Origin of the sequence: Pseudomonas sp. AAC, from assembly GCF_000725445.1 — a bacterium.
Classification (GTDB): domain Bacteria; phylum Pseudomonadota; class Gammaproteobacteria; order Pseudomonadales; family Pseudomonadaceae; genus Pseudomonas; species Pseudomonas citronellolis.
In genome coordinates this window covers 116,661-139,822 of the sequence record NZ_KL647099.1, presented here as the reverse complement: position 1 = coordinate 139,822, position 23,162 = coordinate 116,661, and the positions used below count along the sequence as shown (strand labels likewise).

Here is a 23,162-nt window from a genome sequence, read left to right as displayed (position 1 = left end):
TCAGCCGCGCGCCTCAGAGCAGGACCACGTCGTACTGCTCCTGGGAATACATCGGCTCGACCTGGAACTTGATGGTGCGCCCGATGAACATCTCCAGATCGGCGACGTTGCCCGACTCTTCGTCGAGCAGGCGGTCGACCACCTTCTGGTTGGCCAGCACCACGTAGGAATCGGCCTGGTAGGCGCGGGCCTCACGGAGGATCTCGCGAAAGATCTCGTAGCAGATGGTTTCCGGGGTCTTCAGCATGCCGCGCCCCTGGCAGCACGGGCAGGGCTCGCAGAGCACCTGCACCAGGCTTTCGCGGGTGCGCTTGCGGGTCATCTGCACCAGGCCCAGTTCGGTGATGCCGATGATGTTGGTCTTGGCGTGGTCGCGCTCGAGCTGCTTCTCCAGCGTGCGCAGGACCTGGCGGCGGTGCTCCTCGTCCTCCATGTCGATGAAGTCGATGATGATGATCCCGCCGAGGTTGCGCAGGCGCAGCTGGCGGGCGATGGCGGTGGCCGCCTCGAGGTTGGTCTTGAAGATGGTCTCTTCGAGGTTGCGGTGGCCGACGAAGGCGCCGGTGTTGACGTCGATGGTGGTCATCGCCTCGGTCGGGTCGATGATCAGGTAGCCGCCGGACTTGAGCAGCACCTTGCGCTCCAGGGCCTTCTGGATCTCGTCCTCGACGCCGTAGAGGTCGAAGATCGGCCGCTCGCCGGGGTAGTGCTCCAGGCGGTCGGCGATTTCCGGCATGAGTTCGTCGACGAACTGCGTGATCTTCTGGAAGTTCTCCCGGGAATCCACGCGGATCTTCTCGATGCGCGGGTTGACCAGGTCGCGCAGGGTGCGCTGGGCCAGGGACAGGTCCTCGTAGATCACCGTCGGCGCGCCGACCGTCTGCATCTGCGCATCGATCTGGTCCCACAGCCGGCGCAGGTAGCGGATGTCGGCGAGGATTTCGTCCTCCCCGGCGCCCTCGGCGGCGGTGCGCAGGATGAAGCCGCCCTTCTCGACGATGCCCTCGGCCTCGACGCACTTGGCCACCACCTGCTTGAGGCGCTCGCGCTCCTGCTCGTCCTCGATTTTCAGGGAAATCCCGACGTGGCTGGTGCGCGGCATGTATACCAGGTAGCGCGAGGGGATCGACAGGTGCGTGGTCAGGCGCGCGCCCTTGGTGCCGATCGGGTCCTTGGTGACCTGCACCACCAGGCTCTGGCCCTCGTGGACCAGGGCGCCGATGCTTTCCACCGCGCTGCCCTCGCGGGTGGAGATTTCCGCCGCGTGGATGAAGGCCGCGCGCTCCAGGCCGATGTCGACGAAGGCCGCCTGCATCCCCGGCAGCACGCGGACCACCTTGCCCTTGTAGATGTTGCCGACTATCCCGCGGCGCAGCGTGCGCTCGACGTGGACTTCCTGAAGGACACCGTTTTCCACCACCGCCACGCGCGATTCCATCGGCGTGATATTGATCAGGATCTCTTCGCTCATGCGCCCTTCCTTATCGCGCCCGTGTGCAGCGCTACTTCTTCAAGACTGCCAGCAAGGGATCGAGAAGTCAGCCAACAGTTCCGCGGTCTCGCACAGGGGCAGGCCGACCACCCCGCTGTAGCTGCCCTCGACGCGGTTGACGAAGATCGCCGCCAGCCCCTGGATAGCGTAGCCGCCCGCCTTGTCCTGGGGCTCGCCGGTGGCCCAGTAGGCCTCGGCTTCGGCCTCGGAAACATTGCGGAACGATACCAGGCTGGTCACCACCCGCACCTCGCAGCGGTCGCGGTCGGCCACCGCCACCGCGGTCAGCACCTGGTGCTGGCGGCCGGACAGCGCGCGCAGCATGGCCAGGCTGTCCTCGCGGTCCGCCGGCTTGCCGAGGATGCGGCCGTCGAGCACCACCGCGGTATCGGCGCCGAGCACGCAGACGTCGGGCCTCTGGGCAAGCATAGTCAGTCCGGCCAGGGCCTTGCCGCGCGCCAGGCGCTCGACGTAGGCGGCCGGCGTCTCGCCGTCCTGCGGGGTTTCGTCGATGTTGCCGGAAACCAAGTGGAAGGACAGGCCGATCTGTGTCAGCAGCTCACGCCGGCGCGGCGAGCTGGAGGCCAGGTAAAGCTGGGGCATCTGCGACTCCCGGAAGAGTCCCGGCCGCCCCTCCCCCGGCCCGTGCCAGGTGGGAAGCGGCGGGACGGGTATTAGTAGACCTTCAGGCGCTGGCCCAGGCCCTTGAGCAGCACCAGCACCCAGGGCCAGAGCAGGCCGCTGACCAGCGCCGGCAACAGGAAGGCCAGGGTCGGCGGACGGTTGCCGGTCAGGGCGTTGAGCCACAGCTGCACCAGTTGCGCCAGGCCGTAGACCACCATCAGCACCAGGCACTGCTGCCAGACGGGGTACAGGCGCAGGCGCTGCTGCAGGGCCATGACCAGGAACACGATGAAGCTGAGGATCAGCGCGTTCTGCCCGAGCAGGCTGCCGTACAGCACGTCCTCGGCCAGGCCGCAGACCCAGGCGGTGACCATGCCCACTCGCTGCGGCACCATCAGCACCCAGAAGGTGAGGAACAGCGCCAGCCACAGCGGCCGGCCGATTTCCGTGAAGCTGGGCATCGGCGCCACCGACAGCAGCAGCGCCAGCAGCAGGCTGACCCAGATCAGCCAGCCGTTGCGCGGTCCTTGGGCAGGCATCAGTGACGGTTCCTTTGTGGCGCGGCCTGGGCCGGCGCCGGCGGATGCGCGGGGGTAGCGGCCGGCGCGGCGGGTGCAGGTGCCGGAGCGGCGCCCTGGGCCGGGGCAGCCGGAGCGGCAGGCGTGGCTGGAGCGGTGGGAGCCGGCGCGCTCGGCGCCGGTGCCTGGCCGGCGGCCTCGGCGGCCTTGCGGTCGGCCTCGGCCTGGGCTTCGGCGGCCTCGGTGGCGCGCTGTTCGGGGGTGCGGCTGTCGCTGAACACCAGCAGCACGTAGCGGCTGCGGTTCATCTTCGCGGTAGGCACGGCGCGGATCACCGCGAACGGCTGGCCGGAGTCGTGGATGACTTCCTTGACCACCGCCACCGGGTAGCCGGCCGGGAAGCGCTGGCCGAGGCCGGAGCTGACCAGCAGGTCGCCTTCCTTGATGTCCGCGGTGTCGGCGACGAAGCGCAGTTCCAGGCGTTCCGGGTTGCCGGTGCCGACGGCGATGGCGCGCAGGCCGTTGCGGTTGACCTGCACCGGGATGCTGTGGGTGGTGTCGGTGAGCAGCAGCACGCGGGCGGTGTAGGGCATGACCTCGACCACCTGGCCCATCAGGCCGCTGGCGTCGAGCACCGGCTGGCCCTGGAACACGCCGTCCTTCGAGCCCTTGTCGATGAGGATGCGCTGGGTGAAGGGGTTGGGGTCGACGCCGATCAGCTCGCTGACCAGCACCTTGTCGTCCACCAGGGCGGCGGAGTTGAGCAGCTCGCGCAGGCGCACGTTCTGTTCGGTCAGGGTGGCCAGCTTCTGCAGGCGGCGCTGCATCAGCAGCGACTCGGCCTTCAGCCGCTCGTTCTCGGCGAGCAGCTCGCTGCGGCTGGTGAACTGGTCGCGCACGCCTTCCCAGGCGCGCACCGGCAGGTCGGCCACGCCATAGAAGGGGGTCAGCACCAGGCCCATCTGGCTGCGCACGGGCTTGAGGTAGTCGAAACGCGCGTCGACCACCATCAGGCCCACCGAGAGCACGGCGAGCACCAGCAGGCGCACGCCCAGCGAGGGCCCTTTGGAGAATAGCGGTTTGATGACCAGCTCCTAGCTGATTGAAGGCGGTTGATGTTTCGCCGCGCGCGGCAAAACGTCAACCACCCTCAAGGCTCCCACCTCACTCGGTGGAGAGCAGGTCCATGGAGTGACGGTCCATCATGTCCAGCGCCTTGCCGCCGCCACGGGCCACGCAGGTCAGCGGGTCTTCGGCGACGATCACCGGCAGGCCGGTTTCCTGGGCCAGCAGCTTGTCCAGGTCGCGCAGCAGGGCGCCACCACCGGTCAGCACCAGGCCGCGCTCGGCGATGTCCGAGGCCAGCTCCGGCGGGGACTGCTCCAGGGCGCTCTTGACCGCCTGGACGATGGTCGCCAGGGATTCCTGCAGGGCTTCCAGGACCTCGTTGGAGTTCAGGGTGAAGCTGCGCGGCACGCCTTCGGCCAGGTTGCGGCCGCGGACGTCCACCTCGCGCACTTCGCCGCCGGAGAAGGCCGCGCCGATCTCCTGCTTGATGCGCTCGGCGGTGGATTCGCCGATCAGGCTGCCGTAGTTGCGGCGCACGTAGGTGACGATGGCTTCGTCGAAGCGGTCGCCGCCGACGCGCACGGATTCGGCGTAGACCACGCCGTTCAGCGAGATCAGGGCGATCTCGGTGGTGCCGCCGCCGATGTCGACGACCATCGAGCCACGGGCTTCCTCGACCGGCAGGCCGGCGCCGATGGCCGCGGCCATCGGTTCTTCGATCAGGTACACCTCGCGGGCGCCGGCGCCGAGGGCCGACTCACGGATGGCGCGGCGTTCCACCTGGGTGGACTTGCACGGCACGCAGATCAGCACGCGCGGGCTGGGCTGCAGGAAGCTGTTCTCGTGCACCTTGTTGATGAAGTACTGCAGCATCTTCTCGCAGACGCTGAAGTCGGCGATGACGCCGTCCTTCATCGGACGGATGGCCGAGATGTTGCCCGGGGTGCGGCCGAGCATGCGCTTGGCCTCGGTGCCGACGGCCACGACGCTCTTCTGGTTGCCATGGTTGCGGATGGCCACTACCGAAGGCTCATTGAGGACGATGCCGCGTTCGCGCACATAAATAAGGGTATTGGCAGTGCCCAGGTCGATCGACAGATCACTGGAGAACATGCCACGCAATTTTTTGAACATGGAAAGGGAACCCTGGACGATGCGTGGGTGAAAAATGCGCGGGTAAAAAAGTGCGGCAAACTCTAACAACGACGGGGATTTTGGGCAAGGCGGCATTGTGTTAAATTGCTTGACTTTCAGCGCCTTTAAGGCCTGTCCCCGCGGTCCCTGGGACCGCCCGCCGCGGGTTCCGTTCCCCCGCCTACGTTTCGTCCGGCCATGCGTCCGATCGACGCTGGCAGCTCTAGCCTGGAGACCCCCGATGGCGCTTGACCGCTCCGACGTGGAAAAAATCGCCCACCTGGCCCGCCTGGGCCTGGCGGAAACCGACGTCCAACCGACCACCGCGACCCTGAACAACATCCTCGGCCTGGTCGACCAGATGCAGGCGGTGAACACCGACGGCGTCGAACCCCTCGCCCACCCCCTGGAAGCCACCCAGCGCCTGCGCCAGGACCTGGTGACCGAAAGCAACCAGCGCGAGGCCTACCAGGCCATCGCACCGGCCGTGGAAGACGGCCTGTACCTGGTTCCGAAAGTGATCGAGTAATAAGGAAGGACACGGACCCATGCTGCACCAACTGACCCTCGCCGAAGTCGCCCGCGGCCTCGCCGACAAACAGTTCTCCGCCGAAGAGCTGACCCGTGCCCTGCTGAGCCGCATCGAGCAGCTCGACCCGCAGCTCAACAGCTTCATCAGCGTCACCGCCGACCAGGCTATCGCCCAGGCCAAGGCAGCCGACCAACGGCGCGCCAATGGCGAGACTGGCGCCCTGCTCGGCGCGCCCATCGCCCACAAGGACCTGTTCTGCACCAAGGGCGTGCGCACCAGCTGCGGCTCGAAGATTCTCGACAACTTCGTCTCGCCCTACGACGCCACCGTGGTCGAGCGCCTGGCCGCCGCCGGCGCCGTGAGCCTGGGCAAGCTGAACATGGACGAGTTCGCCATGGGCTCGGCCAACGAATCCAGCCACTACGGCGCGGTGAAGAACCCCTGGGACACCAGCCGCGTGCCCGGCGGCTCCTCCGGCGGCTCGGCCGCGGCCGTGGCCGCGCGCCTGATTCCTGCGGCCACCGGCACCGACACCGGCGGCTCGATCCGCCAGCCGGCGGCGCTGACCAACCTCACCGGGATCAAGCCGACCTACGGCCGCGTCTCGCGCTGGGGCATGATCGCCTACGCCTCCAGCCTCGACCAGGCCGGCCCGCTGGCCCGCACCGCCGAGGACTGCGCGCTGATGCTCGGCGCCATGGCCGGCTTCGATCCCAAGGACTCCACCTGCGTCGACCAGCCGCTGGACGACTACCTGGCCGCCCTCGGCAAGCCCCTGGCCGGCCTGCGCATCGGCCTGCCGAAGGAATACTTCGGCGCCGGCCTGGACAGCCGCATCGCCGACGCCGTGCTGGCCGTGGTCGAGCAGCTCAAGCAACTGGGCGCGCAGGTCAAGGACATCTCCCTGCCGAACATGCAGCACGCCATCCCGGCCTACTACGTGATCGCGCCTGCAGAGGCCAGCTCCAACCTGTCGCGCTTCGACGGCGTACGCTACGGCTACCGCTGCGAGAACCCCAGGGACCTGCAGGACCTGTACAAGCGCTCCCGCGCCGAAGGCTTCGGCGCCGAGGTGAAGCGCCGCATCATGGTCGGCACCTACGCGCTTTCCGCCGGTTACTACGACGCCTATTACCTGAAGGCGCAGAAGATTCGCCGGCTGATCAAGAACGATTTCGTCAGCGCCTTCGCCGACGTCGACGTCATCCTCGGCCCGACCACGCCGAACCCGGCCTGGAAGCTCGGCACCAAGAACGACGACCCGGTCGCCCAGTACCTGGAAGACATCTACACCATCACCGCCAACCTCGCCGGCATCCCCGGGCTGTCCATGCCCGCCGGGTTCGTCGATGGCCTGCCGGTGGGCGTGCAGCTGCTCGCCCCGTACTTCCAGGAAGGCCGCCTGCTCAACGTCGCGCACCAGTACCAACAGGTGACCGACTGGCACAAACAAGCACCGGCTGGATTCTGAGGACGACACACATGCAATGGGAAACCGTGATCGGGCTGGAAATCCACGCGCAGCTCGCCACCCAATCGAAGATCTTCTCCGGCAGCGCCACCACCTTCGGCGCCGAGCCCAACACCCAGGCCAGCCTGATCGACCTGGCGATGCCCGGCACCCTGCCGGTGCTCAACGCCGAGGCGGTGCGCATGGCCTGCCAGTTCGGCCTGGCGATCAACGCCGAAATCGCCGAGCGCAACGTCTTCGCCCGTAAGAACTACTTCTACCCGGACCTGCCCAAGGGCTACCAGACCAGCCAGATGGACCACCCCATCGTCGGCAAGGGCTTCCTCGACATCACCCTGGAAGACGGCACCGTCAAGCGCATCGGCATCACCCGCGCGCACCTGGAAGAGGACGCCGGCAAGAGCCTGCACGAAGACTTCCACGGCATGAGCGGCATCGACCTGAACCGCGCCGGCACGCCGCTGCTGGAGATCGTCTCCGAGCCGGACATCCGCTCGGCCAAGGAAGCGGTGGCCTACGTCAAGGCGATCCACGCGCTGGTGCGCTACCTGGGCATCTGCGACGGCAACATGGCCGAAGGCTCGCTGCGCTGCGACTGCAACGTCTCGGTGCGGCCGAAGGGCCACGCCGAGTTCGGCACCCGCGCCGAGATCAAGAACGTCAACTCCTTCCGCTTCATCGAAAAGGCCATCAACCACGAAGTGCAGCGGCAGATCGAGCTGATCGAGGACGGCGGCAAGGTGGTGCAGGAAACCCGCCTGTACGACCCGAACAAGGACGAGACGCGCTCCATGCGCAGCAAGGAAGAAGCCAACGACTACCGCTACTTCCCCTGCCCGGACCTGCTGCCGGTGGTGATCGAGCGCAGCTTCCTGGAAGAGCTGCGCGCCGGCCTGCCGGAGCTGCCGGACCAGAAGCGCGAGCGCTTCGAGAGCCAGTACGGCCTGTCCGCCTACGACGCCAGCGTGCTCTCGGCCAGCCGCGAGATGGCCGACTACTTCGAGCAGGTGCAGGGCATCTGCGGCGACGCCAAGCTGGCGGCCAACTGGGTGATGGGCGAGCTTTCCAGCCTGCTCAACAAGGACGGCCTGGAGATCGAGCAGTCGCCGGTTTCCGCCGAGCAGCTGGGCGGCATGATCCTGCGCATCAAGGACAACACCATCAGCGGCAAGATCGCCAAGATGGTCTTCGAGGCCATGGCCGCCGGCGAAGGTTCGGCCGATGAGATCATCGAGAAGAAGGGTCTGAAGCAGGTCACCGACACCGGCGCCATCGACAAGATGCTCGACGAGGTGCTGGCGGCCAACGCCGAGCAGGTCGAACAGTACCGCGCCAGCGACGAAGCCAAGCGCAGCAAGATGTTCGGCTTCTTCGTCGGCCAGGCCATGAAAGCCTCGAAGGGGAAAGCCAACCCCGGGCAGGTGAACGAACTGCTGAAGAAAAAGCTCGAAGGCTGAGCCCACTCTTCCTGACGCCGGGCTTGCCCGGCGTTTTTTCGTCCGGAGGTTCGATGCTGCGCTCCCTCGCCCTGCCTGCCCTGCTCTGCGGCCTGGCCCTGCTGGCCGGTTGCGCCAGCTCGTCCTATGAAAGCGGCTCGGCGCGCGGCTACCGCGCCGAGGGCACCGCGTCCTATTACGGCCGCGCGCACCATGGGAAGAAAACCGCCAGCGGCGAGCGCTTCGACCAGCACGCCCTGACCGCCGCGCACCGCAGCCTGCCGTTCGGCACGCGGCTGAAGGTCACCAACCTCGACAACGGCCGCAGCGTGGTGGTGCGGGTGAACGACCGCGGGCCCTTCGGCCGCGGGCGGATCATCGACCTGTCGCGGGCGGCCGCGGAACGCCTCGACATGTTGCGCAGCGGCACCGCGCCGGTGCGCCTGGAAGCCATCGATTAGGAGCAGTCCGAATGACCGACAAGCGCAAGGCCGGCGAACAGGTTCGCCGCGAAGTGATGGGCGACGCCTTCGTCGACCGCGCCCTGAACAACGCCACCGACTTCACCCAGCCGCTGCAGGATTTCGTCAACGAAAACGCCTGGGGCAGCGTCTGGTCCCGCGACGGCCTGCCGCGCAAGACCCGCAGCCTGATCACCCTGGCCGCCCTCACCGCGCTGAAATGCCCGCAGGAACTGAAAGGCCACGTGCGCGGCGCGCTGAACAACGGCTGCACGGTGGAAGAAATCCGCGAGGCGCTGCTGCACTGCGCGGTCTACGCCGGGGTGCCGGCGGCGATCGATGCCTTCCGCGCGGCGCAGGAAGTGATCGAGGCGTGGCAGGCGGATCGGCAGGCCTGACGGGCGCGGGCCTTGCCCGCGAATCGCGCGCAGGGCGCGCTCCTACATGGGCATGGTGTTGGGGCAGCCCGTAGGATCTCATCCGCGAATCGCGCCGATACGTCCAGCTATCGCGGACAAGGTCCGCTCCTACGACAGCCGGAACGCCGGAGACCGCGGCCAATGGCGGATAACCGGGAGCTCCGCGATTCCAGCTCGCTCCGAACGGTCCCCTCTCCCCTCAGGGAGAGGGTTAGGGAGAGGGAGCGGAGTCAGGGTTGGCAGAGGTGTGTGGGCGAAGTCCGTAACCCTCTCCCCAGCCCTCTCCCTGAAGGGAGAGGGAGCTTGTCCTGAGCAAGCTCAAGGTCAAGAGTCAGCCGGCAACCCCGGCGCTTTCGTAGGGAACGCTTTTGCTTACGGCTTCCAGCCTCCAGCCTCCAGCCTCCAGCCGCCCTTACGGATAACTGAACCGCTTCACCAACGTCAGCTCCCCCGGCTGGCGCATCGGCACCAGGAAGCTCTCCTGCTTCTCGTTCGGCGTGCCCTCCTCCGTCACTATCGTCACCCTGGCCGTGGTCAGCGGCTGGGCGGCTTCCACGTCGCCACTCTCGCTGTCCTGGCTGTAGCCGCCGCCGAAGTAGTTCACGTAGACCAGGTACGCGCCCTTCAGCGGCGTAGGGGTGGCAATGATTTCCGGGCCGTAGCCGGTGGTCACGTCGACGTCCTGGGTGGCGCCGTTGGGCAGGCTGCGGTTGCCGTACCAGACGTGGCCGCCGTCGGGGGTCACCAGGTGCAGGTCGAGGTCGGTGTTGTCGCTGTCCCAGGACAGCATCACCCGCAGCTTGGCCGGCACCTCGCCGCCGCCACCGCCGTGGTAGAACTGCACGCGCTTGCGCTGCTGGCCATCCGGGCTGATCACTTCCAGGCTGTTGCTGCCGGCCGGGAAGGCGTAAGGACGGTCGAAGCCGCCGTCCTCGCCTATCTTCAGCGGCATCGACACGCCGTTGACCACCAGGGTGGCCGGCTTGTCCTTGGCCGCGTTGGCGATCTCGCCCTTGATCCGCGCGGTCATGGCCTGGTCGGCCGGGGTGTTCACCGAGGCCGCCGGGTAGTTCACCCTCTGCCGGAAGTTGGCGCCCTCGCCGTTGCCGGGGCGCCAGCCGCCCAGCGGGGCGTCCAGGCGGATGCCCGGCTCGGCGGCCTGGGCGAGCCCGGTGATGAGGAGGAGGAGCAGGCAGGGACGCAGCTTCATGGCGGTCATTCCAGTATCAGGCGGCGGGCGAGGCTTTCGACGAAACCCTCGTCCTGGCCGTTGGGGTGCGCCTGGAAGGCCAGGTGCAGGTATTCGTGGGTGAGGTCGAGGCGGTCCTGCAGCGAGTACAGGCCGCGCACGTAGATGCGCTGGCGCTCGCGGTCGACATACGGGCGCCCGGAGGACAGCTGGCACACGGCGAAGCTCTGCAATTCCTCGTAGCCCGGCTCACCGTCCAGCTTCGCGCGCCACGCGCGGCGCTGCTTGCGCAGCCAGTCCTCGGCCGCCGGCAGCGGCTGGCAGGCGGCCACCGGGTTGTTCCAGGCGCTGAGGCTGGCCTGCGGGAAGGCGCGGGCGAGGATGGCGTCGAAGCGCAGGCCGTTGGCCGCCTGGGCCTTGGCGTCCTGCCAGGAGAGTTTCGCCGGCCCGGCCTGGTCGGCGTGGTAGGTGACCGGGCTGCCGGCCAGCACCAAGCCGTCGGTGAAGGCCGCCACGGCGCGCATTTGCGCCGTGGCCGGACGCGGGGCGACGCGCTGGCGCTGGCTGCTGTCGGCGATGCTCAGGCACTCGCCGCGCTGCCCGGCGCTCTGCAGCAGGTAGCTGCGGATGGCCACGGCCAGGGCGCGGGCGGCCTCGACCGGGGTCGCCGCGGCTTCGCGTTGCAGCACCCGGGCGACGTATTCCTCGCGGTCCAGGCGCGCCACCAGTTGCGGCTTGCCGTCGCGCTGCAGGAAGAGTTCGCCGTCGCTGTGGATATCCAGGTCGTTGCCGTTCGCGAAGCTCACCCGGTAGCTGCCGCTGAGGCCGCCGGCCGCCGCCGGGCGGCCCTGGACGTCGAAGACCTCGCGCAGCGGGTAGCGCTCGAACAGCGCCACCGCCACGCAGCGCCCCGGCTCGCGCGGCCAGGGCGCCGGCAGCGCGGCGCCGAGGGCTTCGGCGTAGTGCGCCAGCACCGTCTTGCTGGTGCCGGGGCCGGAGGCCCAGACCGCCGAGCCGTCCGCCAGCCAGCCGGCAAAGCCGCCGCGGCGGGACTGCGGGTCGTGCTCGTCGAGCCAGCTCCAGGTCTTCACCCGCAGGCGCCCGCCCAGGCTGGCCAGGGCGCGGCCGTCGTCGGCGTTGACCACCACGTCGAGCAGCACCTGGCGCGCCTCGGCCTGGGCCGGCAGGCGCGTCAGCATGTCGAGCAGTTCGGCCACCGGCACTTCGGTCTGCGGCTGCAGGCGTTCGAGATCGAGCAGCCAGGCCGGCGCCTGGCGTTCCTGCCAGTAGCGGCGCCAGCTCGCGGCGTCCAGGCCGAGGCGCGCCGGCTGGTAGTAGAGGCCGCAGGACCTCACCAGCGCCTGGTCGCGGCCGATGCTCTGCCCGGCCGAGCAGCAGTACACCTCCTCGCGGGACTGGCCCTTGCAGGCGTACTCCGGCTCGTGCCGGTCGTTGTCCACCAGCCAGGCGAAGACGAAGAGTTTCCACAGGCTGCCCAGCGGCGTGCGCAGGTCCGCCGGCAGGGGCTCGCGGGCGAGCACCTGCTGCTGGTCCAGATGCAACAGCAGGTCGCCCTGCGGGCTGCGCCAGGCCAGCTCGACGGGCGCCTGCGCCGCCGCGCACAGCGGCAGCAGAAGCAGCAGCCAGGCCAGGCGCCGTCCCATTTACTGCACCTTCACCCTGGCCAGCGCCGGGTTCTGCTCCAGGGCCTGCTCCGCCGGCGCGTACATGCGCACATAGCGCGCCGGCGGCAGGGCGAACTCGCCCTTCTGCGAGAAGCGCACCAGGTGGCGGAAGCGCAGCTCGCCGGCCAGGCTGTCCACCGGGATACCGTAGTGCAGGTCGCCCGGCTCGTTGCGCGCGCGTTCCAGGCTGGTCGCCTCGGTGCCGCCCAGGCCGCTGACCTGGATGCCCCAGGTGGTGCGCTCGACGTCGGCGCCCGGCGGCAACGGCACTTCCAGCATGCCGTAGCGCAGCGCGGTGGGCTGCTCGGTCTTGACCGTCACTTCGTCCAGGTACAGCTCGTCGCTGGACAGCGGCTTGTCGCCCAGTTCCTCGACCTTGAACTCGAACGCCTTGTCCCCCGGCACCAGGCGCAGCAGGCGGCGGCTGATGCTCACCGGCAACTGACTGGCCGGCGCCTCGGCGCTGCGGTAGCTGAGCGAAGCATTGAGCGGGCGCGACGGCGGAGTCTGCAGGGTCAGCTCGGCGGGCACGCCCTGGCCTTGCCACTGCCAGTAGCGCTCGCCACTGGGGCCCTGCTGCTCGGCCCAGTCCTTGCCCGGCTTGAGCGGTTCGGGAGCCTGCGCCTGGGCCAGGGCGCGCTGCAGCCAGGTCAGCGCCAGGGCGCGTTCCAGGGTCGACTGCTGCGGCCCCAGGCGCGCCAGCAGGGCGCGGGCACGGTTGACGTCGGGCGCCGCCAGCGACAGCTGCACCGCCTGGGCGAACGGCTGGTCGCTGCCGTTGACCTTCAGCCGCGCGCCGTCCAGCTGCTTGGCGAAGGCCGCCGGCAGCGGCACCTTGGCCTGCTGCGCCAGGTTGTTGGCCAGCACCCGCGCCACGGCCAGGCCGAGGCTGGAGTCCGGCTCGGCCATCACCAGGCTGACTTCGGCGTCGGCCGGCAGCTTCGCGTCCTCGCCCTCCCCGGCCTTGGCCAGGTCGTCGAGCAGGCCGCCGACCAGGGTCTGCACCGGCAGCTGCATGTCGCGGGCGAAGCCGAGGATCAGCGCGCGTTGCAGCAGCGGCGTCTGCTCGGCCAGCTTGGCGTAGAGGTCGAGCACGCGCTGCCAGTGCTCCGGCGGCAGGCTGATCTGCAGCGCGCGGCTGGCGTGCCAATCGGCGTAGTAGGCGTAGGCGGTGAGGAAGGCGTCGCTGTCGGTGTTGTCGCCCCACCAGGTGAAGTAGGCGTTCGGCCCGGCCATCTGCACCAGGCGCAGGCGGCTGTTCTGCATGATCAGGCGCAGGCGGTCGCGCACCCGCGGCTCGCCCTCGGCCAGCAGCGGGTAGGCCACGCTCAACGGCAGCAGGCGGCTGGCGGTCTGCTCGACGCAGCCGTAGGGATAGGCCAGCAGGTCGTCGAGGCTGCCGCGGAACAGCGCGCTGGCGCTGTCGTCCAGGCGCAGGCGGATGTCGCGGGCGTCCGCCGGCAGTTGCAGCGGGCTGTTCTGCCCGGCCAGTTGCAGGCTGCGCGCTTGCAGCACCTGCCAGCCGTCGGCGGCCAGGGCGAAGCGCACGGCCAGGCTGTCGCGCACCTGGCCGTCCTGGCGCAGCTCGGCGCTCCACTCGCCGTCGCTCAGGGCCTGGGCCGGCAGGCGCACGTAGTTCACGCCCTTGGCCAGTTCCAGCGCCTGGGTCTGCTCCTGGCCGGCGTAGCGCACCAGCAGCTCGGCCTTGGCTTGCTCGCCCTGGTTGAACACGAACAGGCCGAGGTCCGGCTTGTCGCCGGCGCGGAAGCGCTTCGGCCCGCTCCACTTCAGGTACAGCGGTTTTTCCGAGCGGATGAACTGCTTCTTCTGGCCGACCTGGCCGTCGCTGTCCATGGCCCGCGCGGTGATGCGCCAGCGCGTCAGCGAATCGGGCATGCGGAAGCTGAAGCGCGCCTTGCCCTCGGCGTCGGTGACCAGTTTCGGTTCCCAGGCGGCGGTGTCCACATCCTCGCGGCGCGGCCGCTCCAGCACCTTCACCCCGCGCTCGCTGCGGTTGCTGCGCCCCGGCGCGCTGGCGCTGCCCGGCAGGGCCACGTCGTAGCTGATGAACGACAGGCTGGCGCTGGTGCGCACGTTGTTGCGCCGCGGGTGGTAGAAGAACTGGTCGATGCCCGGGGCGATCTCCGGTTGCAGGGCGTAGATCATCTCGTCCACCACGCCCACCGCCACCTGGCTGGACACCGGCTTGCCGGCGTAGGTGGTGGAGAGGTCGACGGTCACGGTGTCGCCCGGCTCGTAGCGTTCCTTGTCGGTGGCGATGGCGATCTCCACCTGCGGCACCGTCACCTTGATGCCGGCGTTCTGGAAGCTGTAGTCGCCGCCGCGGGTGTAGAGCACGGAGAAGGTCAGGTTCGGCGAGAAGTCCGGCTTCACCGGAATGCGCGCGCGGTACTGGGTGGGGTTGAGCTTCTCCAGCTTCAGCCAGTCGCCGCCCTTGGACAGCAGCGCGGTGGCCTCGACCTTGTCGCGCTCCAGCGACAGCAGGGCGTCGTCCACCGGCTCGGGGAAGGTGATCAGCGCCAGGGCTTCGTCGCCGGCCTGGTACTCGGCCTTGTCGAGGACGATTTCCACGGTGCCGGGCACCGCCTTCACGCCCTCCCCGCTCACCGAGTGGCCGGTGCCGCCGAGCAGCTGGCCCTGGGCGTCGCGCAGCTCGATGCTGTAGGTGCCGGGCTTGTCGAAGGCGATGACGAACTTGCCGTCGCCGGCCTCGCCGTCACCCGTGGAGCGATCCTCCAGGCGCACCCAGCGGTAGCTCTTGGGCTTGAGTTCGGTGGGCTGTTCGGGCGCGTAGCTGAACTCGACCTTGTCGCCCACCGCGCTGAAGCGCTGCGGCGCGGCCAGGCGGTAGCGCGCGGCGCCGCGCTCGATGAGGATTTCCTTGCTGGTCTTCACCCGGTAGGCCGCGCCGTCGCTGGCGAACACCGTCAGCAGGTAGCGGCTGGGCTTGTCCGCCGCCGGCAGTTCGAGGGCCGCGCGGCCCTGGGCGTCGGTGCTGAGTTCTGCGCTGGTCAGCTCCACCGGGAACTGGCCGAGGTACTGCAGCTCGTTGTCGACCATGGACAGCTGCTGGGCGCGCAGGCTCAGTTGCAGCTTGGCGTTGGCCACCGGCTTGCCGTCCGGGTAGAGCAGGATCAGGTTGCCCTTCACCGCTTCGCCGGTCTTGAAGTCCGGCTTGGCGAGGTCGAGGGATATCTCGAAGTGCGGCTTGATGTACTCGGCCACGCGGAAGGCGCTGCTGTAGGTCTGCCCGCGGTAGTCGAAGCGCAGCTCGTAGCCGCCGGCCACGGCATTGCTGGGCAGCTGGAAGCGGCCGTTGGCGCCGGCCTTGGCGTCCAGTTGCAGGTCGAGGGTCTGCAGGGTGGTGCCGGCGGCGTCGATCACGCTCAGCTTCACCGGCGCGGCCTGGGGCGCGGCGGAGTCGCGGGCGTTCTTGAATTCGCGGCCGTAGATCTTCAGCGCCACCCAGTCGCCGGGGCGGTACAGCGGGCGGTCGGTGAAGGCGTAGAGCTTGGTGTCGTAGATTTCGCTGTCGTAGTAGAAGTTTTCCGAGACGAAGACGCCGCCCTCCTTGTCTTCGCCGATCACGAAGGAGCGCTCGGGGCTGGCGTGCTGCAGGCGCAGCAGGCCCTCGGCGTCGGTGCGGCCGCTGCTCATCACGCCCAGGCCGTCGGTCCAGAGCACCTGGGTATCCGGCACCGGGGTGCCCTCGTGCTTGCGCGCCGACCACACCAGCAGCTCGTTGCCGGCGATCTTGCTCACCGCCACGGTGCTGGAGACGAACACCACGGTGGTGGCGCGGTACTTGCCCACCAGCGCCTCGACCAGGTACAGCCCCGGCTTGAGCTTGCCCAGCGGCACGTAGACGTTGCCCGGCGAGACGTTGATGAACTCGCTGGAGGAGCCGGCCAGCTTGACGTCGGCCGGCGGTTCGATGGGCTTGGCGTCCCACAGCGGATAGCGGAACTGCTCGACCAGCGGCAGGCCGGGGATCGGCGCGTACTGCGGCTGGGCATCGTAGGGCGTGGGCGCGGCCATGGCCTGGCCCATCTTCAGCTCCGGCACCACCTCGGTGACCTGCTTGCGCGACTCGTAGGAGAAGGCGCGCTGCATCACCCGCCGCGACTTGCGGTACCAGTTGTCCCACAGGTAGGCCAGGGTGTTGGACAGCCCCTCGCCCTTGAACTGCCCCTCGGCCAGCACCCGGTGCAGGTTCTTCTGGCGCTTGAGGAAGTCCAGCGGCTTGTCGATGCGGTAGACGCGCATGTCCACCCCGCCGTAGGCCTCCATGCGGTAGCGGCGGTAGTCGCGGCCCGGCGCCTCCAGGCGCACGCGGGCCTCTTCGTCGGGAGCGAAGCTGCTGTCGGCGAGCAGGAAGAACGACTCGCCGCTGATCGGCGCGTAGTTGCTCGCCGGCACCTCGTCGTCGGCCCGGGCCTGCGCCGGCGCGCCCGCCAGCAGGCCGCCCAGGGCCAGGCCGGCGCACAGCGCGAGCAGCTTCATCGGGCGAGGAACGACAAGCGGTACACGCCGACGAAGTTGGGGTTGGCAGGGTCGGGTATCCATCGGGTGTCCTTCCATGTCATGAGTTGTTGCAGGCTGACCGAGCGCATGCCGTTGTCGGTCGGCGTGCTGGTACCTGTGTGGTAGGCGATGTTGCGGCCCATCCAGATCATCAGGTGCTGGTCGTCGCCCTGGTCGAAGAAGATCAGGTCGCCGGGCCGCGCCTGGTTGAGGTCGCGGCCGACGAGGGTGCTGTTGTACTGGATCAGCTTGATGGCGTTGACGTAGGGGCCGACCTGGCCGCCGCCCTGCCGCCAGTTCTGCGCCAGGGCGCGCTGCTCGTCGCTCAGCGCCAGCTCCGGCGGCAGGTAGCGGTTGGACAGGCCGTTGGCGCGCAGCCACTTGGCGTCGTGGGGCTTGAGCGCCTCGTTGGCGGCGAAGCGCACCAGGCCCGCGCAGTCCTGCTGGTGCCAGCGCGGGCTGGGGCCCTGGCGCAGCTGTTCCTCGGCGATGCGCACGAACCAGGCGCGGAATACCTGGGACTGCTCCGGATCGAGCGACGCCGCGCCGGCCTGGGCGGCCCACAGGCCGAACGCCAGCAGCAGGGCGCGTGCCGTCACAGCGCGCGCCACTGCAGCGGCAGCCATTGCCAGGCTTGTTCGGCGCGGCTGCCGGCGGGCAGGCCGAGGGCGTAGCCGCCGTGCCCGGCCAGGGCCTTCAGGCGCGGCAGCAGCAGGCTGTCGGCGGCATTGCGGAACACCGGCTCCATGTCCTGCGGCAGGCTGTCCAGGGTTTCGCGCTGGAGCAGCGTGGAAAGCGACTGCGGCGCCAGGTAGGCCGGTACCAGGGCGTCCTTGGGCAGCACGTCGGCCAGCGGCGGGAAGCGCTTGTCGAGGGTGCCCAGGGCCTTGTCCAGCAACTGGTCGTCGAGGGAGAACAGCAGGGTGCTGCCCTGCCGCGCCAGGCCGACGCGGAAGAAGCCGCGGCCGCTGACGGCGTCCGGGTCGGCCGCATCGGCAGCGGCGTACTGGCCGAAATTGGAGCTGACCTGGCGCAGCCACTTGTGGGTCTCGCCCTGGTTCTGCTCGTCCACCGGGAAGTTGCCGCCTTCGGCGTTGGCCTCGTAGGCGCCCACCAGGCTGTCGAACAGCCTGCCCAGGTCGGCGTCCAGTTCCGGGCCGGGCGGCGCGCTGAGCGTGGCCACCAGCAGCGGCGTATACAGGCGCGAGTCGGCGTACCAGCACAGGCCGGCGGCGCCGGACAGGTGCTCGGAGAAGGCCGCGGCCATCTTCTGCTCGGCGCCCAGGCGCACCAGCAGGCTGTCGTACAGGCCCGGGGTCAGCGGCAGCGCCACGCAGGCGCTGGCGCCCATGGGCATGGCCTGCCACACGGGGCTGAAGTCGAGGTCCGGCTGGCGCTCCACCGCGTTCAGCGCCAGGTAGCTGCTCCAGCCCTTGGCATCCTTGTCGAAGCGCACCCCGGCGAAGGCCGGGATGAAGCGCTGGTAGCCCATGGCCAGGGCGCCGGCGCCGAGGCTGATGCGCTGGCTCAGCTCGCCGCGCGGGCCCAGGCCGAAGGCGCGCGGGAAGGCGTCGTCACCGCCGAGCAGGGCGGCCAGGTCGGCGCTGACCTGGGCGTCGGCCGCGCCAGGCTCGTCGTCGCTGGCATTGGGGAACAGCATCTTCGGGTTGGACAGCAGCACCAGGTAGTCGCCACTGGAGGCGAACAGCAGGGTCTTCTGGGCGTTGTAGCGCAGGCGATAGACACCGGTGCCGCCCTTCAGCTCGCCGACCTTGCGCAGTTGGCTGTCGTTGGCGGCGATGTGCGCCAGCGGCTCCAGCAGCCTGGCCAGGCCGCCGCGCTTCATCACCACCAGGAAGTCGCGCAGGCGGCCGTCGGCGCCGCGCCACAGGGCGACCTGGGCCGGCTGGTCGAGCAGTTCCTCGACCAGGCTGTCCTTCAGCGTCAGGTCGTGCTCGTAGACGATGCGCCGCAGGCTGCCGGCCAGGCCGAGGCGGTCGCCGTCGTTCTCGTAGTAGAAGACGAAGTCCTCGGTGAGGGTGTCGCGCAGCAGCGGCACCTCCAGCAGTTCCTTGGGCAGGCGGGCAAGCGAAGCGCTTTCGATGAGCGCGTCCGGGTGCCTGATGTCGCGGCCCGGGGCATTGGTCGGCGGCGCCTCCAGCCCGGCCAGCGGGCCGCTCGGCGGCGCCAGCCAGACGTAGCGCGCCAGCAGGCCGCCGAAGACCAGCAGGGCCAGCACCAGGCCGCCGAAGATCAGCGGCCAGCGCTTCACCGGTGCGGCTTCGGCGGAAGGAGTGGGGCTGGGAGTGGTGTTGTCGCTCATGCTTGCTCGATCCCGTTTCATCCCTGGCAGGGGACAGCTTTCAGTAGGTGAAGGTCTTGACCAGGACCAGGTCGCCGATGGTGCGCAGCGGCACCACGAAGGTCTCGCGCTTCTCGTCGACGCTGTTCTCGTTGAACACCAGGTTGACCTGGGCGGTGATCACGTCCTGCTGGTTGGCGCCGGCCTGGAAGTTATAGCCCTGCGCGCCGAAATTGCCCCAGTAGTTGACGTAGACCAGGTAGGTGCCGTGCAGCGGCGCGGCCATGCTGAACATTTCCGGGCCGGGGCCGTCGACGCCGTCCGGGTCGAGGCCGCCGCCGTTGCCCAGCCGCGGGCGCGCCCAGAAGGCGTGCTGGCCGTCGGGGGTGACTATGTGCAGGTCCAGCTCGGCCTTGGGGTCGTCCCAGCCCAGGGCCACGCGCACCCGCGGCGGCACGCGCCCGGCGTTGGCCTCGTAGAACTGCACGCGCTTGAGCGACTGGCCGTCGGCGCTGGCCACCTCGACGCTGTTGGAACCCGCGCCGAAGGCGTAGGGGCGGACGAAATGGCCCTGGGCGTCGGTATAGAGCGGCAGCGGGTTGCCGTTGACCACCAGGCGCTGGGCGCGGTCGGTGCCGGCGAGGTTCTTCAGGTCGCCCTCGATCAGGCTGCGGCCGCGCTGGCCGCCACGGTCGATGGGCGGGGTCGGATAGGCCACGCGCGGGCTGTCGAGATCGTCGAGCAACCCCGAGTAGCGCCAGCCGGCGGCCGGGCTGGACAATTCGGCGCCGGGCCCGGCGTACGACGACGCCAGCCACAGCAGGCCGAACAGCAGCGCGAGGCTGCGGACGGAATCCTGGAAACGCATGAGCAATCCTTTGTCGCGCGCTGGAAGGGGGACAGTGTAACCGCCTGTAAAACGGCTTGAAATGGCCTTCGGGCAGAGTAAGTGATGTTGTCTGCGAATTCAGATTCTGCCTAGACCGCGCCCCAGCGGGAGGTTGTCCAGGGCGTAGGGCGTATAACGCCTACGGCGTTATCCGCCGTTTGACCTCGATCCCAGGCGCGCTTCGGGTTCGGCCACGGAGCGCCTGTTTCGGGGCACTCCGGGCTCGACCGCAACGCCGGGCATGAGTTAGGTGAAGCGGCGTATAACCGCGAACGGTTATACGCCCTACGCCGAGGGAGGGCTGGGCGTAGGGCGTATAACGCCTACGGCGTTATACGCCGTTTGACCTCGACCCCAGGCGCGCTTCGGGTTCGGCCACGGAGCGCCTGTTTCGGGACACTCCGGGCTCGACCGCAACGCCGGGCATGAGTTAGGTGAAGCGGCGTATAACCGCGAACGGTTATACGCCCTACGAACTTGCCGGCTGACGCCGCGATTCGAGGTTGAGCACCTCAGATCCACCCACCCCACTGCAGGATGAACAGCCCCAGGTTGGTGGTTAGCGCCGCCGCCAGGGTGGTGATGACGATGATCGAGGCCGCCAGTTCGGCGTTGCCCTGGGCGGCGCGCGCCATCACGTAGCTGGCGGCGGCGGTGGGGCTGGCGAAGTAGAGGAACAGCACGCCCAGTTCGGCGCCGCGGAAGCCGCAGAGCCAGGCGGCGGCGGTGCACAGCGCCGGCAGCCAGACCATTTTCATCAGGCTGGCGCTCAGGGCCAGGCTGCCGCTGCTGCGCAGGGCCGGCAGCGACAGGGTGCCGCCGATGCAGACCAGCGCCAGGGGCAGGGTCATCTGCGCGAAATAGTCGCCGGAGGTGAGCACCCAGGCCGGCAGGGCGATGCCCCACCAGGCGAACGGGAAGGCCGCCAGCACACCGATGATCAGCGGGTTGACCAGCACCTGGCGGGCGATGCTCAGCGGGTCGGACTTGAGCACCGGGCTGTAGATCGCCAGGACCACCGTGGCCAGGGTGTTGTAGCAGAGGATCACCAGGGCCGCGAGCACCGAGCCCAGGGCCAGGCCGTGCTCGCCGTAGAGGCTGGTGGCCAGGGCCAGGCCGACGATGCCGTTGTTGCCGCGGAAGGCGCCCTGCACGTAGACGCCGCGCTCTTGCCGCGGCACCCGCCAGTGCGCCCAGGCCCAGGCGAGCAGGAAGCCGCCGAGGGTGGCCAGGCAGAAGAACGTCAGCACCGCCGGACTGGCCGCGCGGTGCAGGTCGGAATGGTAGATGCCGAGGAACAGCATCACCGGCATGGTGGCGTTGAACACCAGGGCCGAGGCGGTCTGGATGAAGCCCTGGTCGATCCAGCCGACGCGGCGCAGCAGCACGCCGATGAACAGCATGGAGAACACCGGCGCGGTGATGCCGAGGGTCTGGAACAGCAGTGCGAGCATGGAGGGGAAACGCCGGCGGAAGAACTGCGGCGATCATAACAAGGGGCGGTGCTTCGCGTGCTAACGATTTGCCTCAGGCGGGCTCCGCTTCCTCGGCCTCGGCACGCGCCCGGTGGCTCGCGGGCGCCGGCAGTTCCAGCGGGCGCTGCTCGTCCAGGCGGGTGAGCTTGCCGTCGACGCTGGCGCCGTTCTCCATGCTCAGCTGGCGGTAGTGGATGTTGCCGATGACGCGGGCGTTGGAATGCAGCTCCAGCAGGTGCTCGACGTAGAGGTCGCCGACGATGGTGCCGTCGATCAGCGCGTCGTAGCTGCTGACGCAGCCCTCGATCCGCCCTTCCGCGCCCAGGGCCAGCAGGCTCTGGGTGCCCGGCTTGTGGCGCACGTTGCCCTGGATGCGGCCCTGGACCTTCAGGCCTTCCTCGAACTCCAGGTCGCCCACCAGCGCCAGGTTGCCCGACAGCAGGCTGGAAAACCTGTCCACCGCCACCTGCGGCCCTTTCTTCTTGTTGCTGCTGAACATGTTCGTCCTCCTGCGGATCACTTGGCGGGTTTCTGCTGGCGGTAGAACGCCAGGTCGGTCTTGAGCTTCTTGAGTTCCCCGGACATCTGGTCGATGCGCCGCTGCAGCTGCTCGCGCGTGGCCTGGGCCTCGGCGGTCAGCAGGCGCTGGCGCTGCAGGTCGGCGGCCAGCGCGGCATTGCCGGCCTGCAACGCATCGATGCGCTGCTGTGTTTCGGCCTGCTGCGAGCCGCGCCAGAAATGCACCGCGGCGAAGGCCATGGCCAGCGCCAGCGCGGCCCAGAGCAGCGGCCGGTAGCTGCGCGCCACCTGGGCCCGCGGCTGGTGCTCGGCGCGCAGCAGTTCGCGGGTGGTCGCCGGCCTAGTCCTGCGCCAGCGCATCGAGGGCCTTCTCCATGTCGCCGAGGGAAAGGAAGTGCTGCGGGTCGACGAACTCGCCGCGGTAGAGCACTTCGAAATGCAGGTGCGAGCCGGTGGAGCGTCCCGTGGAGCCCATGGCGGCGATGCGCTGGCCGGGCATCACCACGTCGCCGACGCGCACCTCGGCCCTGGACAGGTGCGCATAGCGGGTGAGCAGGCCGTTGCCGTGGTCGATTTCCACGCGGATGCCATAGGAGCTGAAGGGGCCGGCGGCGACCACCCGGCCACCGGCGGCGGCCTGGATCTCGGTGCCGCCGGGCGCGGCGAAGTCGAGCCCGGAGTGGAAGGCCAGGCGGCGGTTGAACGGGTCCAGCCGGTTGCCGAAGGCCGAGCCCAGGCGCGCCTTGTCCACCGGGCGGTGGGTGGGGATGGCGAGGAAGTCGGCGTTGCGCCGCGACACCGCGTCCAGCAGCAGGTCGAGCTGACGTCTCAGGCAACGCGCGGCCTCGGTGCCCTGCTGCACGTCGACCAGCGGCGCGGCCTGGCATGGCCGCGGCGGCAGCAGCAGGCCGCCCTCCCCGTCAGCGCCGCGTGCCGGCGCCTGCTCCGGCACCAGGCCGGGGTCGATGCGCGCCAGCTTGCGGGCGATGTCCTCGTGGCCGTCGACCACTTTCAGCAGGTAGGCGGCGTCCTTTTCCAGCACTTGGAGGCGCCCGGCCAGCTCGCCCAGGCGTGCCACGGCGAAGCGCTGCTCCGGCGTCTGCTGCGGGGCGGCCTCGGCCAGCGGCGCGGGCGGCGCCATGACGCGGCCGAGCCACAGGCCGGCGGCGAAGGTCAGCAGCGCCAGCGCCGTGGCGCCGGCGAGCGCGAGGCCAAGGAAGCGGCGCGGGTTCACCAGGCGCAATGCCTCGCGCGTCAACGCCTGACCAGAAGGGGAAAGACCATGCATGGCGATATCCGGAATCCGAATGCGACGGGCTGTTTACCGCAAAGCCGTCGAGGGTACCGGGTATGGGTCAGAGAACGATGCAGCAGTCCCCAAAACTGCCAATCAATTGCGAGCT

At 69.2% G+C, this 23,162-nt stretch carries 20 protein-coding genes; 5 read left to right on the top strand and 15 right to left on the bottom strand.

Going from position 1 to position 23,162, the window contains the following annotated elements; translation table 11 throughout:
- Window positions 1–13: 13 nt before the first annotated feature.
- The 5 genes from rng to mreB all read right to left on the bottom strand — a co-directional run bounded on the left by rng (window position 14) and on the right by mreB (window position 4,836).
- Window positions 14–1,471 (bottom strand): ribonuclease G, encoded by a 1,458-nt coding sequence (gene rng / locus FG99_RS21925; protein WP_009617773.1) that lies wholly within the window; start codon window positions 1,469–1,471, stop codon window positions 14–16.
- A 39-nt stretch (window positions 1,472–1,510) separates the two neighbouring features.
- Window positions 1,511–2,095, bottom strand: a complete 585-nt coding sequence (locus tag FG99_RS21920) for a Maf family protein (protein ID WP_043272343.1) — start codon at window positions 2,093–2,095, stop codon at window positions 1,511–1,513.
- A gap of 71 nt (window positions 2,096–2,166) precedes the next feature.
- Window positions 2,167–2,655 (bottom strand): rod shape-determining protein MreD, encoded by a 489-nt coding sequence (gene mreD / locus FG99_RS21915; RefSeq protein WP_009617770.1) that lies wholly within the window; start codon window positions 2,653–2,655, stop codon window positions 2,167–2,169.
- Window positions 2,655–3,719, bottom strand: coding sequence for a rod shape-determining protein MreC (mreC, locus tag FG99_RS21910; protein WP_081884698.1), 1,065 nt, complete (start codon window positions 3,717–3,719; stop codon window positions 2,655–2,657). Before mreC ends, mreD begins: the two co-directional genes overlap by 1 nt.
- 79 nt (window positions 3,720–3,798) lie before the next feature.
- Window positions 3,799–4,836: a rod shape-determining protein MreB gene (gene mreB / locus FG99_RS21905; RefSeq protein WP_009617768.1), complete on the bottom strand. Its 1,038-nt coding sequence runs from the start codon at window positions 4,834–4,836 to the stop codon at window positions 3,799–3,801.
- Window positions 4,837–5,077: 241 nt separating this feature from the next.
- Here mreB and gatC point away from each other — a divergent pair, with 241 nt between their 5' ends.
- Genes gatC through FG99_RS21880 form a run of 5 tightly spaced genes read left to right on the top strand, consistent with a single transcriptional unit; the run spans window position 5,078 to window position 9,134 of the window.
- Window positions 5,078–5,365, top strand: coding sequence for an Asp-tRNA(Asn)/Glu-tRNA(Gln) amidotransferase subunit GatC (gene gatC / locus FG99_RS21900; RefSeq protein WP_009617767.1), 288 nt, complete (start codon window positions 5,078–5,080; stop codon window positions 5,363–5,365).
- A gap of 19 nt (window positions 5,366–5,384) precedes the next feature.
- Entirely contained in the window at window positions 5,385–6,839 is a 1,455-nt protein-coding gene (gene gatA / locus FG99_RS21895; RefSeq protein ID WP_009617766.1) for an Asp-tRNA(Asn)/Glu-tRNA(Gln) amidotransferase subunit GatA, read from the top strand.
- Between the two features lie 11 nt (window positions 6,840–6,850).
- The gene (gatB, locus tag FG99_RS21890) at window positions 6,851–8,296 is read left to right on the top strand and encodes an Asp-tRNA(Asn)/Glu-tRNA(Gln) amidotransferase subunit GatB (RefSeq protein ID WP_043272342.1); all 1,446 of its coding nucleotides are present in this window, start codon (window positions 6,851–6,853) and stop codon (window positions 8,294–8,296) included.
- 53 nt (window positions 8,297–8,349) lie between these two features.
- Entirely contained in the window at window positions 8,350–8,736 is a 387-nt protein-coding gene (locus FG99_RS21885) for a septal ring lytic transglycosylase RlpA family protein (RefSeq protein WP_009617764.1), read from the top strand.
- A gap of 11 nt (window positions 8,737–8,747) precedes the next feature.
- Window positions 8,748–9,134 (top strand): carboxymuconolactone decarboxylase family protein, encoded by a 387-nt coding sequence (locus FG99_RS21880; protein WP_043272341.1) that lies wholly within the window; start codon window positions 8,748–8,750, stop codon window positions 9,132–9,134.
- Between the two features lie 433 nt (window positions 9,135–9,567).
- Here the strand turns inward: FG99_RS21880 and FG99_RS21875 are convergent, their stop codons facing one another.
- The 10 genes from FG99_RS21875 to FG99_RS21830 all read right to left on the bottom strand — a co-directional run bounded on the left by FG99_RS21875 (window position 9,568) and on the right by FG99_RS21830 (window position 23,047).
- The gene (locus tag FG99_RS21875) at window positions 9,568–10,365 is read right to left on the bottom strand and encodes a YfaP family protein (RefSeq protein ID WP_043272340.1); all 798 of its coding nucleotides are present in this window, start codon (window positions 10,363–10,365) and stop codon (window positions 9,568–9,570) included.
- Window positions 10,366–10,370: 5 nt separating this feature from the next.
- Window positions 10,371–12,008 (bottom strand): DUF2300 domain-containing protein, encoded by a 1,638-nt coding sequence (locus FG99_RS21870; protein ID WP_043272339.1) that lies wholly within the window; start codon window positions 12,006–12,008, stop codon window positions 10,371–10,373.
- Complete coding sequence (locus tag FG99_RS21865) at window positions 12,009–16,553, bottom strand: alpha-2-macroglobulin family protein (RefSeq protein WP_043272338.1); 4,545 nt, start codon at window positions 16,551–16,553, stop codon at window positions 12,009–12,011.
- Entirely contained in the window at window positions 16,550–17,200 is a 651-nt protein-coding gene (locus FG99_RS21860; RefSeq protein ID WP_043272337.1) for a DUF1175 domain-containing protein, read from the bottom strand. Before FG99_RS21860 ends, FG99_RS21865 begins: the two co-directional genes overlap by 4 nt.
- Entirely contained in the window at window positions 17,170–18,897 is a 1,728-nt protein-coding gene (locus FG99_RS21855; RefSeq protein WP_043272336.1) for a DUF2138 domain-containing protein, read from the bottom strand. Before FG99_RS21855 ends, FG99_RS21860 begins: the two co-directional genes overlap by 31 nt.
- A gap of 40 nt (window positions 18,898–18,937) precedes the next feature.
- Window positions 18,938–19,744 (bottom strand): YfaP family protein, encoded by an 807-nt coding sequence (locus FG99_RS21850; RefSeq protein ID WP_043272335.1) that lies wholly within the window; start codon window positions 19,742–19,744, stop codon window positions 18,938–18,940.
- Between the two features lie 533 nt (window positions 19,745–20,277).
- A complete protein-coding gene (locus tag FG99_RS21845) occupies window positions 20,278–21,219 on the bottom strand; it encodes an AEC family transporter (RefSeq protein WP_043272334.1) in 942 nt (313 codons plus the stop codon).
- Window positions 21,220–21,292: 73 nt separating this feature from the next.
- The gene (locus FG99_RS21840) at window positions 21,293–21,739 is read right to left on the bottom strand and encodes a bactofilin family protein (RefSeq protein WP_043272333.1); all 447 of its coding nucleotides are present in this window, start codon (window positions 21,737–21,739) and stop codon (window positions 21,293–21,295) included.
- 17 nt (window positions 21,740–21,756) lie between these two features.
- A complete protein-coding gene (locus tag FG99_RS21835) occupies window positions 21,757–22,119 on the bottom strand; it encodes a hypothetical protein (RefSeq protein WP_043272332.1) in 363 nt (120 codons plus the stop codon).
- Window positions 22,100–23,047 carry a M23 family metallopeptidase gene (locus FG99_RS21830; protein WP_043272331.1) on the bottom strand — a complete coding sequence of 316 codons (948 nt, stop codon included), beginning with the start codon at window positions 23,045–23,047 and terminating at the stop codon, window positions 22,100–22,102. The genes FG99_RS21835 and FG99_RS21830 overlap by 20 nt, the downstream gene beginning before the upstream one ends.
- Window positions 23,048–23,162 lie beyond the last annotated feature (115 nt).